General features: G+C 67.6%; 6 protein-coding genes. 4 read left to right on the top strand and 2 right to left on the bottom strand.

Annotation, left to right across the window (positions count from 1 at the left end; translation table 11 throughout):
• Window positions 1-1,121 precede the first annotated feature (1,121 nt).
• The 4 genes from ACFU5F_RS16245 to ACFU5F_RS16230 are packed head-to-tail and all read left to right on the top strand — an operon-like array spanning window position 1,122 to window position 10,069.
• Window positions 1,122-2,360 (top strand): hypothetical protein, encoded by a 1,239-nt coding sequence (locus ACFU5F_RS16245; protein WP_383887298.1) that lies wholly within the window; start codon window positions 1,122-1,124, stop codon window positions 2,358-2,360.
• Entirely contained in the window at window positions 2,357-4,402 is a 2,046-nt protein-coding gene (locus ACFU5F_RS16240; RefSeq protein ID WP_383887296.1) for a caspase family protein, read from the top strand. The genes ACFU5F_RS16245 and ACFU5F_RS16240 overlap by 4 nt, the downstream gene beginning before the upstream one ends.
• Before the next feature lie 8 nt (window positions 4,403-4,410).
• Entirely contained in the window at window positions 4,411-5,532 is a 1,122-nt protein-coding gene (locus tag ACFU5F_RS16235; RefSeq protein ID WP_383887294.1) for an AAA family ATPase, read from the top strand.
• 40 nt (window positions 5,533-5,572) lie between these two features.
• Entirely contained in the window at window positions 5,573-10,069 is a 4,497-nt protein-coding gene (locus ACFU5F_RS16230; RefSeq protein WP_383887292.1) for an SAV_2336 N-terminal domain-related protein, read from the top strand.
• A 118-nt stretch (window positions 10,070-10,187) separates the two neighbouring features.
• Here the strand turns inward: ACFU5F_RS16230 and ACFU5F_RS16225 are convergent, their stop codons facing one another.
• Complete coding sequence (locus ACFU5F_RS16225) at window positions 10,188-10,808, bottom strand: hypothetical protein (protein ID WP_362484364.1); 621 nt, start codon at window positions 10,806-10,808, stop codon at window positions 10,188-10,190.
• Entirely contained in the window at window positions 10,809-12,845 is a 2,037-nt protein-coding gene (locus ACFU5F_RS16220) for a DnaB-like helicase C-terminal domain-containing protein (protein WP_383887289.1), read from the bottom strand. It abuts the gene before it with no gap.
• Between the last annotated feature and the right edge of the window lie 243 nt (window positions 12,846-13,088).

Raw genomic sequence — 13,088 nt, 5'->3', positions numbered from 1 at the left:
GCATGTAACGCTGCTCCGCAGCGTTACAACAGCTGGCAGCTAGAGAACCGCCGGCTCTCGATTGGCCGTTACATGACTACTGTAGAGTGAGTGACCTCGTTTCCCTTTACTGACCTGCGGTTTTATCTCAAAGTCACTCGATAGATAGCGACGAGGCTGAGCTGGCATGTAGTGGAGCGCCCTCCGGGCGTCCATTCTCTACCTGACTATACCCTTTATGTAACGCTCTTTGGGGCGTTACATATATTATGTAACGGCTACTTTCCGTGTCGGTGGTAGTGGTCTGGACCTCTCCAGTGAGGTTGATGTTCGAAGCAAAGGGAAATCGCGCGGAGAAATTCCGCACTCGCCGAGATTTACTTGCGTTGGCATTTTGGGGGTAGGTTTCTGTTTCAATTCTCCCCGACGAGGTTTTCCAAAGGGAATAAATTCGTTGTGTCGCGAAGCTGGATATCAGGATCTAAATTCAGGGCTCGTCTTCTTTGTGTTCGGGTCGACCCGGTGCTCGCTGGCCTGTCACCGTGATCCGCACCTTCCCTCTGGGTACCGACGGTGCCGGTGAGAGCGTTGTGCGGACGGCCACTCACCTGCCGTGCGGAACGGTGCATATCCATCCGTCCAGCAGGCCGCCAGAGGCTCTTACACACGCAACACCCAGTGCACGGCCTCACCCGTGTACAGCAACCTTCCGGACCAGTTCCGCCTCATCGTCACCTCGCCTGCCTTCACCGACAGGACGGCAGCGCTGGGGCCGTCGTAGTCGTGGGCCGCGTGGTCGGGTTCTTCATTCGGCGCTCGCCCAGCAAAGGCGAGCGCCCGATGTGTCGGACCCCCTCCCGGCTCTGTCTCCTGTCCTGCGGGGCTCCAAGAGGCGGAGCGTGCCCGCTGAACAGGGGCAACACCATGGAGGTTGGGGTTTATGGGATGGCCGCTCGTCGCTCTGGGGGCCGCAGCATCCTTCGTGCTCCATGGCGCCGAAACCCGGCAGACGGGGGAACTGTCGCGAGCACCTTGGAGAAGTCGAAGAAGCTCGGTGCTCCTGAACCGCCCCTTTCCCAGGTCATGTTGACTGCCTTGGCGCTATCGTCACTTACGGGCGACATGTACGAGGGGGACGCGCGATGCGATTTCTGTTTGTCCACGGCACCGGTGTGCGGCGGGAGCGGCATGACCAGCTCTTCGCCAGGATCAGTGGACGCCTCACTGAACGCTTCCCGAAGGCAGCTGTCTCCTCCTGCTTCTGGGGTGAGGAGTTCGGGGCAGCCCTGAGCATGGGAGGCCGTTCCATACCCGGCCGGAGCGGCACACGCGGCGCTGGTGACGAGCTTTCGGCCGTCTCGCCGCCCGACCGGGAAGCCGCGGAATGGGCGCTGCTGCTCGCCGATCCGTGCTGCGAACTGCGGGTGCTGGCCTACCTGGAGGCCGACACCAAAGCGGGGTTCAGCATGCCGGGCGTACGTCCGGCGGGTGCCGAGGTGCTGGACCTGTTGGGCAAACTCCCGTCGGATCCGGCCGAGGGTGATGAACTCGGCGACCTGCTGCGTGCGACCGGCCTGGAGCCCTACTATGCCGAGGCGTTAGCCGCCATCAGTGCCTCGACGGAAGCCGCCCGGGCTGGCGCCCGGGCCGGGCAGGAGCCTGCTGCCCGCGAGTTGGCAGTCGCGGTGGCCAGAGCGCTGGTAGCTGCGGCCCTTGCCGCTGCGGACATCGACGCCGACTGCACGGGCGCCGAACGGGACCGCATGGTCGCCGTACTCACCGCCCGGCTCGGCGGTGACGCCAGGGTGCCAGGTGGGAGGGCGGCGGCGGTTCTGACGAAGCTCGCGATGCGCGCGACGACCCAGCCTGCTCTCAACCTATGGCGCGGCAGACTCACTGAGTCGGCAACCCCGGCTCTCGGCGACATCCTCCGCTACCAGGCCAGGGGCGAGGCGCTCAGAGAACATCTGCGCGGCCGGATCACCGAGGACGAGGGCCCGTCCGTGCTGATCGGACATAGTCTCGGCGGGGTCGCGCTCGTCGACCTGCTCGCCCAGAGCGCCGCGCGAGGAGAGCCGGTGGCTGGCCCCCGGCTCCTGGTCACCGTCGGCTCCCAGGCCCCCTTCCTGCACGAACTCGGGGCCCTCTCAGGTCTGCCCCCGGGCGTCGCACGGCTTCCGGAGGGATTCCCTCGCTGGCTCAACATCTACGACCGCCAGGACCTCCTTTCCTTCGTCGCTGAGCCCGTCTTTCGGGACGACCCCCGAGTCACCGACCACGAGGTCAGCAGTCGACAGCCCTTCCCGCCGAGCCACAGCGCGTACTGGAAGATCGACGCCGTCTACGACCGCATCGCCGGGGCAGTGGAGGAGCTGGTGTGACTGTCCCCAACGATCTGGTTGCCGCGACGTTGTGCCCGGAGCGGACCTTCGCGCTGGTCGTGGGGGTGGAGCGGTATGCGATCGATCCGACCTGGAATCTGAGGGGAGCTGCACGCGATGCTCTGCGTTTCGCCCAGTGGCTCACCGGCTCGGCCAAGGTGCCGGCCGCCAACGTCCGGCTGTTGCTGTCCCCGGTGGCCGACGAAGAGCTGGACTGGTCGGCCACGCCCGAGCTGACGGCTCTGGGTGAGCTGTGCCGGCCTGCCACCGAGGAGAACGTGAAGAACGCGCTGCTCGTCGAGCTGGCCCAGTGCGACGGGGACATGCTGTGGATCTACTGGGCTGGCCATGGCTTCCTCGGTCCCCGGCGCGACATGATGTTGGCGTGCGCCGATGCCGACGCGGGTCAGGTCCGGCACCTCAACCTCGATTCTGCGCTCAACTGGTGGGGCACGGACAAGGTGCATTACTCGCGTTTCCCGCTCCAGGCGGTCCTCGTCGACGCTTGCCGCATCGACCCGCGCGAGAGTGGGCTGAACTTCGGCAGCAACGACTATGGCAGCGGTAACGTGCAGGCCGGTCGACGGCAGTTCATGCTGTACGCTTCCCGCCCCGGCGAAGCGGCAAAGAACGACACCGAGCGTCAGGCGGGCCAGTTCACCGAGGCCCTGCTCGACGAACTGGCTGGCCGTTCGCTCCCTGACAGTGTCAGTGACCTCGCGGACATCGGCCGTGCCGTCCACGACCGGTTCAAGGAACTGCACCGACGCGGTGAGGCCTGGCAGCTCCCGCAGTTCATCAAGGACCGTGGCTGGGACGCATGTTCGTTCCTCGATGACGGCATGCCGCACGCCGCGAGAGCCGCCCGGCTCGACCAGCGGGCCTGGGACGGACTGGGCGAGGCCTTCGCGGACCGCCCCCTATCCCGGCACACCCATGACGCCTATGCCTGGGCATTCCGGGCCGTCGGCTGCACCGCGCCAGTGCGGGAGGGACTTCCGGGAGACAGCCTGATCGACATCGCCCGGGATCTCGACGAACGGCATGGCCGCAACCCGGACATGCCGTTGACCGTGCCGTTCGTACGGTTTCTCGCCGAACGAGCGGGGCCGGCGGACAGCGCCTGGGCGCGGGAACTGCTGAACTGGGTCGAGGAGACCCGGGACCGGCTCGGTGTAGCGGCTCTGCCGCCGCCCCCGCCGCCCCATTGCAGCACCGTGCTGCACCTGAGGCTGGATCCGGCTGGCGAGGAGACCTACCGGGTACGTATGTGGCGGCGGCGCGAGACTGTCACCTCCGTGTGGGAGTCCGGCGACCGTCCGCTGTGTTTCGATGAGGTCTGCCAGGCGCTCGGCCATCAGCTCAAGCTCCTGCAAGCCGAGTCGGGAGCGAACGGTGCAGAGAATCGGAGCTCCGAGGTGGAACGGGTCGAGTTCCACGTGCCCTTCGAGCTGCTCGACATCGCTTTCGACAGGTGGGAGATACCAGCTGGACGGGGTGGCAGGACTCGGCCGCTTGGTGTGTTGCACCACGTGGTCGTCCGCTGCCCGGAGGAGCGTGAGAACGCCCGGGCGGCATGGGAGCGCAAGTGGGGTTGGCTGAGGACCCAGGGCGGCAGGTACCCGGAGGCGGTGCGTCTGGTCAAGGAAGCACAGCTGAGAGGCGACCTCGGCGTACGGCTGCGCAGCGGCAAGACACCGGCCTGCCTGGTGGCGGACCTACCCGGCCCGCAGACGGAGGACCTGCTTGACGCGGTGCTGGAAAGCGGCGTACCGGCGGCCGTGTGGTGGCGCGGCGGGACGCTGGCGGCCGATAACCCTGATCTGCGCGAAGAGTTGACCCGCCTGCTGGAACCGAACGACGAGGGCAGGCCGACAGCGAACGTACTGGCGCTACCGCAACGGGTTCACGAACTCCGCCTTGAGCGTGTCACGGCTGACAGCGGTCTGACGCTGCTGTGGGACGATCCCGACTGCATGGTGGAGACACAATCCCTGCGCGGCTCACCGGCCAAGGAGCCAGCCCGGGCGGCCCATTCATGAAGGAACCGATGAAGGAACCAGGGGGCGTCCCGATGGAGGCGACGGCGAAGGACTGGTGGCTCTACCGGGGCGCGGGTCAACCGGCCGAGAGGCTCGCGCGTCTGCAGGAGACACCGCCACCGCCATGGCGCGACTACCCTGGCACACCCGACCCCGCCTACCAGCCGCCCGGCTGCGAGGGTGAGGCGTGGGATCGGACGCTGAAACGGGGCGCGGGTTATGTTCCGGACGAGACCGAGACGGACGTCGTCAACACAGCCCTGTACCTACGCCGCCCGCTCCTGGTCACCGGCAAGCCCGGCGTCGGCAAGTCGACGCTCGCCCACAGCATCGCGGCAGACCTGGGCCTTGGTCCTGTACTGCAGTGGCCCATCACCAGCCGCACCATCCGGCGCGACGGCCTGTACCTGTACGACGCTATCGGCCGTCTCCAGGAGGCCAACCTGGACCAGCTAGTGCGGGCGTCCGCGTCCCGCACCATGGCCACGACGGTGACCACGAGCAAGGCTGCCTCCGTGGAGGGCACCCCGGGCCCGGCGTCCTCCATCGGCCGTTATCTACGTCTTGGCGCCCTCGGTACGGCTCTGCTGCCCCGGAACGAGCCGAGGGTGCTGTTGATCGACGAGATCGACAAGAGCGACATCGATCTGCCCGGCGACCTGCTCACGCTCTTCGAGGACGGTGGCTTCGAGATCCCCGAACTGGCCCGGCTGTCCTCGGACATACCCGAGGTGGACATCGCGACCGCCGACGCGCCGGACGACCTCGTGCGCATCCGGGACGGGCGCGTGCAGTGCCGCTACTTCCCCATCGTCGTCCTCACCAGCAACGGCGAACGTGAGTTCCCCCCGGCCTTCTTGCGGCGTTGTGTCAGGCTCCATCTCGAAGCACCCGGCCGCGACAAGCTGGTTCGGATCATCCGCCAGCGGCTCGGCGTGGACGTGCCGGAGGGATCCGAATACGACCAGCTCCTCACGGACTTCCTTGAGCGCAGCGCGGACGGGGACCTTGCGACGGATCAGCTCCTCAACGCCATCCAGCTCCGGCTGAGCAGGACCTGGGGGGCCGAGGCTGATCGTGAGCGCTTCCTCGAAACCGTGATGCAGCACCTGACGGGACCCTCCGCATGACCGGGAGGCCGTGCCAGGCTGGCCGGATCCGGGGGGCGCCGTGATTGAGGAGCTGCTGGCCGCGTTCGCTGAGGACCGGACGGACGTCGGTGTAGAGGAGGTTGCGGACATCCTGTGGTTGGCGGCGCGTGTGGACGCCGCTTCCCGCCCCCGCCGCACCACCGGGCCGGCTGGCGCCGAACCGGCCGGCCCCACCACCGCGCAGCCGCCCGACTTGAACCAGCGAGCGGCGGGATCTGGCGGGGAACCCGATGCGCAGTTGTTCCCGCCCGGCCGAGCCACGGCCTCGGAGGACGCAGAGGGTGCAGAGGGTGGCGGCCGTTGGGGCGTGCCCCTGCGCGTGCCACGGGCGGACACGCTGCCAGATCCCCTCGCGCTGATGCGTGCTCTGCGGCCGGTGGGGCGCCGCGCCATCGGCGGCACCGGTGATCAGCTCGACGAGCAGGCGACCGTGGAGCGCACCGTTGAGTGCCGGTTGCCGACCCCGGTCCATTTGCCGGCCGAGCGCGCCTGGCTGGACCTGGCTTTGGTCGTCGACACTCATCACTCGATGCTGTTGTGGCAAGACCTCGTTGAGGAACTGCGCCGGGCGCTGACCCGCAGTGGCGTCTTCCGGGATGTACGGACCTGGTACCTGTCGGGCACGGAGAACAGCGCCGCTCCGATGGTCGCCCACCGCCGGGGCGCTCCGCCGCGCCGCCCGTCGGAGCTTGCCGACCCCGCCGGGCACCGGCTGATCCTGGTCCTCACGGACACTGTGGCCGACGGCTGGCGTGGCGGAGCGCTGCACGGCGTACTGGCACACTGGAGCGGACACAATGTGGTTGCCGTCCTCAATGTCCTGCCTGAACGTCTGTGGCCTCGGGCCTCGGTACGCCCGGTGCCGCTCTGGTTTGTCGCTGACCGGCCAGCGTCGGCAACCCGTTCCTGGCGCCGTACCGCCACCGGCCCTCGCACACGCCTGCGCCGTCGACGCAGCAGCCCGGCGACAGTCGTACCGATGGTCTCGGCATCTCCCGAGAGCCTGACCCGGCTCGCTCGAGTGGCTGCCGGGGACTCCAGCCGTCAGCTCATGGCCTGCCTCCATCTGGACACCAGATCGCTCTGTGACCCCTCGCCCCAGGCCCCGGTGACGGATACCGAGCCCGACGGGCTGGAGGCCGTCGAACGCTTCCGTGCTGGCGCCTCACCCACCGCCCAGCAGCTCGCCGCCTACCTGGCGGCCGTTCCGCTGACCCTCCCGGTCATGACACTCGTACGGCGGTCCCTGCTCCCTGACTCGGAACACGGCCACCTCGCCGAAGTCGCTCTCGGCGGCCTCTTCGAGTCCTGGGGCACGGCGTCGACACCCAGCCCGGCCGCCGACCTGTCCTTCGACTTTCTCCCCGGGGTAAGAGAGGCGCTTTTGGGCTCCCAGCGCCGCAGCGAGGTGGCCGCTGTACGGGAACTGGTCCGACAGAGGGTGTGGGACTACCTCGACCGGCAGCGGGGAGTGACCAGGGAGTTCACGGCGACCAGGGTGGCTCGGGGTGCGGGCGGACAGCGTCGGGTGGGAGCGGAGGAGGAGGCGTTCGCCGCGCGATGGAGGGGAAGCGGGGGTTCTGTTCGTGGTGCTGGGCTCGAAGGCCGTCTGGTCACGGTAACGACGGGCGCCGCGGGCTTCGAGGCTGTCGGCCTGATGCTGACTCCGCGGCTGGTATTGACCTGTCTGGGGGCGCGCCCCGTCGACTGGACAGGTCACCTGGTCCGCATCGATGGCAGGGAAGTCGGCGCGGCGTGTATCTGGGATGAGGCCAGCAGGAAGTTTGGTGCCGGCCTGCTCCTGGCGACGCAAGATCTGGTCAACGCGCAGACATGGCAGGCGCGCGGACTGCAGCGGCTGCGCTGGAGGGCTGCTGGCTCGGGCGTGCCGCTGGCTGTGGACATTGATGCCTTCTCCCAGATGGGCACCCTAGTGCGGCTCGGCGGACACACCGAACCAAGCCGGAAGAATTTTGAGGTGGAGATCCACGCCCCCTTCCCACCGCAAGGGCGGCCACGGCTACTGGGGGCGCCGTTGTCCCGGGCGGGCGGCTTCGAGGGACTGATCGTCAGAGATCATCGTCAGCTCGGTCGGCTCCTGGCCCGACCGGCGCACGAACTTCTCCAGGACGAGAGTTTCCGGAACACACTGAGCCGGTATATGACCGTGCGGTCGCAAAATCGGGAGGAAGAGGTCGTTCTGACGGCGCTGCCCCGTCGGCACGCACCCTTGCGGATGGCCATCGGCCTGAAGCTGAAGCATCAGGAACGGTCCAGCCAAACTGTGGACCGGGTCGCGGACGTAGTGGACGAGATCATGCGTCACTACGAGATCAAGGGTGGTCGGTTTCTGGCACAGCGTGGGCCGGTCCAAGCCGACCTACTCCTCGAGTTCAGCGGCCCGTTCCCCCTCTGGGACCTGAGCCGCCTACTCCTCGAACTTCCCGGCGGTGTGACCCACATCGCACGACTCGGGAGCTCTACTGTCCTGGGTGCCGCGGTCGCGAGCACGAGCGACTACCCGGGCGACGGGGAACAGGACGCGGCAACCCACATGGTCCGCGCACCGGAGTTCCAGCACCGGCTCGGTGAGATGGCAGCGGCGGGGGGCGGGGAAATGCTGTCCCTGGCTGTGTCCCGCCGTGTGCTTCACCAGATCGCCGAGACACTCGGTTCGTATGCCGAACAGATGTTCCGTCCGCTCGACACTGCCAAGTCCGGGGGGCCCGAAGGCTGGTTCTGGAGCGCTGACCCCCAACGCCTGAGCTGGGACCTGGCGCATTCGGTGGAGGCTCGCCTTGACGCCGTCCCCGAGCGCCCCTTGCCGCGCTGTCTGGCCGACGTCTCTGGCCGGAGCGCCGAGGATTGCGGTGGTCGCGTTGTTCCGGGGCACCTGACTTGCCTGGAGCACCTGTCTGTGGCGGAGAGAGCGGCCTATCTGAGCACCCTTGCCCCCGGCGCGACAGTCGACTTCAATGGCACGACCTTCAACCAGGCCTTGCTGGGCGAACTCCTCGGTGCGGTGAGGGACTCGCGGGGTCGGGCGCGTCTGGGCCGCGCGGACTTCGGCGAGGCCGTGTTCACCGAGGACTGCGATTTCCGTGAGGCTGTGTTCGCCGATGAGGCGTATTTCCGTGGAGCGGTGTTTCAGAGTGCCGCCCGATTCTCCGGGGTGTTCTTCACCGAGGCCTGTGATTTCGGTCAGGCCACGTTCCACGGGGTGGTCTACTTCGACAAAGTCTCGGTCCTCGGTGGCATGTCGATGGATCAAGCGACCTACCACGCAGACACGGACTTCGCCAGATCCCGCTTCGAAGCTTCCGCCGTGCTAACCAGCGCGACCTTCCATGCATCCGTTTCCTTCGAAGAAGTGGAATTCTGTGGGGACGCTTCCTTCGACGGCAGCACGTTCGAAAGAGCGTCGTGGTGGAACGCGCATTTCGTGGCAAGAAGCTCGTTCGACGGCATGACCTCTCTCGGACCCGCACAGTTCGAGCAGGCACTCTTCGATGGGGACACGTCTTTCAATGGCAGCACGTTCGAAAGCGCGTCGTGGCAGAGAGCGCGCTTCGTGGCAAGAAGCTCGTTCGACGGCATGACCTTCCTCGGACCCGCAAAGTTCGAGGGGGCACGCTTCGACGACGACATCTCCTTGAACGGTTCGACCTTCGCCTCCGACTTGGTTTTCGAGCACGCTTACTTCGGTGCACGTGTAAGTCTCCAGGGGGTCACCTTCGGAGGAGGGGTCAGCTTCAGCGACGCACGTTTTCAGGATGCGGCCCAACTCCCCGAATTCAACCAGGTCGTGATCGAGACTTACACCCTTCGTGAGCTGGTCACCCGCGCCCGAGTCGTCCTCGTCGATTTCGATCCCATTATCTGCAGGCTCTTCGCCAGCCGACCAGCCGCAGTGGTCGCCGATCGCCTCCGCGAGCGTGCCGCAGGTCTGTTCCCGCCGCAGTCGACCGTAGACGCCAGTGATCCCTATGAGGTCTTCCGGACTATTGCCCTGCACCACCCCGGCAGAACCGAGTTGGACGAACTGGAACTGATCCTGACGCAGGAAGAGCAGGCCGCGGCAGCATCCGCGCTTCCGACGCCGTGGGTCGATCCACTGGTCCGAACCTGGTCTGCGCTAAAGACGAGGCTGGCTGTCGTGACCGACTGCGCGGAGCAGGCGGTGCTGAGCTATCTCAATTCACGAGGTCTGGCGTCGACGGTCAGCCACGTCTACGGTCGCCGATCAGTCCTCCCTGACTTCCGTGCATTCCAGAGCACTATTGAGCGTGCTCTGCAGGACATGGACGTTCCAGCGGAGTACGCGCTGCTGCTCAGCTCGAACCCGACCGCCCTCGCAGCCGCTCGGACGGCCGGGGTTCGCACCCTCGCGTATGTCGGCAGCGGACGGCAGGCCGAACTGCTGCGCGGGGCAGTACCGGACGGGGCGGTCTCATCCCTGCAGGCTGTATTCGACGAGGTCCGGCGGATGACAGTGGCCCCTCCGGAATCCGACTGACGTCCCTCGTCCACTCCAGGTCCGGGCGGCGACGTTCAACCGGCACTCCCATAGACCACCGGTCTCACGGGGCGCGAACATCGCTTCGAGCCGATCAGGACGGCTGCGAGTGGTCGGGTCAGGCGCCGATGCCGATGTAGGAGACGTAGGTGTAGGCGCCCCAGTCGGAGTCGAGTTCGGCGATGACGTCGTCCCAGAGGTCTTCCATGGTGTCCAGGTCGCTGGCCACGAGGGCATCGACGGCGTCGTCCCAGATGTAGCGGACCTGCCGGTGCTGGATCCTCAGGTTGTCGCGGCGGCGCGGCTCGTCGACGGCTGCCTGGTTGACGGGGTGGATCTCGATGCGGGTGCCTCGGCCGCCTCGGTTGAGGTGCTGCTTGAGGGCACCGGGGTTGGCGAGCACGTTGTGGGCGCGGAGGTTCCAGTAGGCGGTGTCGATCGCTTCGAGGTTGGCGGGGCGGGGGCGTTGGGTGCCGCGGGACCAGGCTCGGATCGTTGTGGGGGTGGCGTGGATGCCGGCGTCGGCCAGGGCTTGAGGGCCGCCTTTGGTGGTGGTGAGGTAGCGCATGCGGGCTTTCAGGCCGCGGCGGGTGTCGACGGGGGATTTGATTCCGCCGTCGATGATCATGCGTTCGAGGGCGTCTTCGAGGGCACGGGCGAGGGCGATTTTGCCGTGGACGTTTCCGGGGTCGCGGTCTGCGCCGTAGTTGCCGAAGTTTTTCCATCCGTCGGTCGACATCTATCGGGCGCTCTTCCTCGGCAGTGGGTACTGGTCTTTTTGTTTCATCTGGGTGGTGAGGCGGCCTTCGGTGAAGACGGTGCGCCAGTCGCCGGCGACGTGGAGTTCATCGGTGCCGCGGACGCGGACGACGGTCAGGCCGTTGCTGTGGGCCCGGTGGGATTTATACCAGAGGTTGGCGAATGCCTGGGAGCGGATGATGTGCATCCAGTCGGGTCGGCGGATGTCACGGTTGACGCTTGACTCTCCGATGGTGGAGGTGAATTTCGAGTACATGGCTTTGATGTATTCGACGGTCACCGTGTCGTCGGTTTCGATGGCGCTGGTGCGGGCCTCGGTCAGGACGCGGCGGAATTTCTCCAGGAGGCCTTCACTGGCGCCGGACGTCCAGCATTCGGTGATGTGCGGGGCCTCGCACAGGCCAAGGCGGGCGCAGCGGATGAGGAGGCGGATGGTGGCGTCATCGAGGAGGACAGGGCCGTCTTCGCGGCGGTTGCCGATCGGGTCGGGCAGGTCGGGGTGGTGCCAGGTGGGGCGGGTGGGGAGGCGGTAAATGCCGGAGCGTTTGGGGTCGAAGCCGCCGTGGGGGTCGTGGATCAGGGCGCCGATGGGCAAATGAGTCTTGAAGGCGGACAGGAAGCTGGCGTTGGTGTCGAGGGCGTTGACGGTGATCGGGGGGTGGGTGCCGTTTTTGAGTTCTTCCGTGAGGTGGGTGTTGGTCCAGTTGTGGCGGCCTTCCCAGATTTCGTCGGCGCCGTCCTTGGTTTTCTTTCGGAGGAATTCGAGGGTTTCCGGGTAGACGGTGTGTTCGTAGTTTCCGCCGACGCGGGTCGCTTCGAACAGGGCCATGGCGTTCGGTACGGCCTTTTTCACCAGGGCTTCGGTTGCGGCGGTGAGGTCGCCGTCGTGGTCGTGGAGGGCTTCGTCGACGGCGCGGGTGATCATGCCGGTGAAGTAGCTGTAGTCACGGTTGGCGTAGCCACCCTCAGGCGGGGGTGGAGCGGTGGTGCGGCGGGGCGATGGCCTGCGTGGGGCGGCGGTGTGGGCCGTCGGGGCGGGCTGGGTGGCCATGGGGTCCGGGGATGGGCTGGTGGGGGCTTGGAGAGGCGTCTGCGGGGTCGGTGCGGGGTCTTGCGGGGGCGTAGTCGGGGGCGTTTGGGGTGTTGAAGTGAGGGTGACGGGACTGGCGTAGGGGTCGGTGATGCGGGCGTGGGCGAGGTCGGCGTGGAGGGTGAGGGTGGCCTGCGGGCCGAGGTCGCGCTCGGTGACGGTGGCGTGGATCTGGTCGGCGTCGCGGGTCAGAGTGACGGTGATGTCGAGGCTGAGCGCGGCGATCACCTGGGGGTCGTCGGTGTCGACGGCAGCGAGGACCGGGAGTTCGTGCGTGCGGGCCAGGTGGACGAGGGCCTGGGCGGCGTCGGTGATCTGGGCCGGGCCGGACAGCGGCAGCCGGGGGTCCTCGGTGGTCTGCAGGCGGTCGACCACGACAAGGGCCAGGCCCGGCAGGTCCGGGACGCTTTCGGCGATCGCGTCGATGGTCAGGTCGGTGCCGTCGTCGATGTAGAGCGGGGCTTGAGCCAGGTGGTGGTGGAGGGCTGCGGTGTCGTCCTGTTCGGTGGGGGTGAGGCGCCCGGCTCGCAGGCGGCGGTAGTCGACGGGCAGGTGCGCGGCGACGATGCGTGCGGCGATGTCGGCGCGGGTGAGTCCGGAGGCGGCATACAGGACGGGTTGGTGCTGGTCGAGGGCGCTGGTGCGGGCGGCGGCGGTGGCGATCAGGCTGGATCCGGCGCCCGGGGCGGCGGCGACGAGGTAGAAGCGGCCGGGCTGGAGTCCGCCGAGGACGTCGTCCAGGGTGCGGATGCCGGTCGACAGGCCCATCAGGGGTGTGGGCGTGGTGGTTTCACCGGTGGGGGCGGTGGTCGGAAGGACGGTGTCGAGGGCTTGGGCGAGTGCGGCCAGGCGTCGCGGGGTGCGCGGCGCAGCGATGGCTGGTGGGCCGCCGGCCGGGAGGGCGGGCTCGTGGCCGGTGCCGGGCATCGCGGGAGCGGGGGCCGGCGGGCTCGGCTCGGGCGGGGTCGAGGGGGGTTTGGGGAGGGCGGTCGGCGGTGTGACCAAGTGCTGGAGTACGGGATCGGCGGGGGTTGGAGCGGTAGCGGCCGGCGAGCCGGTGGGGGCGGTCGATGGGGCTGGGGTGGTGCCGGGTGAGGCGGGGGGCGTATGGGCAGGTGCAGGCGTGTCGTGGGCTGTCGGCGCCGGTTCCGGATGCGGTGCCGAGGACGT

Origin of the sequence: Streptomyces sp. NPDC057438 (assembly GCF_042802995.1) — a bacterium.
GTDB lineage: Bacteria > Actinomycetota > Actinomycetes > Streptomycetales > Streptomycetaceae > Streptomyces.
Note: the sequence above shows the minus strand (reverse complement) of the source record. Positions and strands in the feature narration are given on the sequence as shown.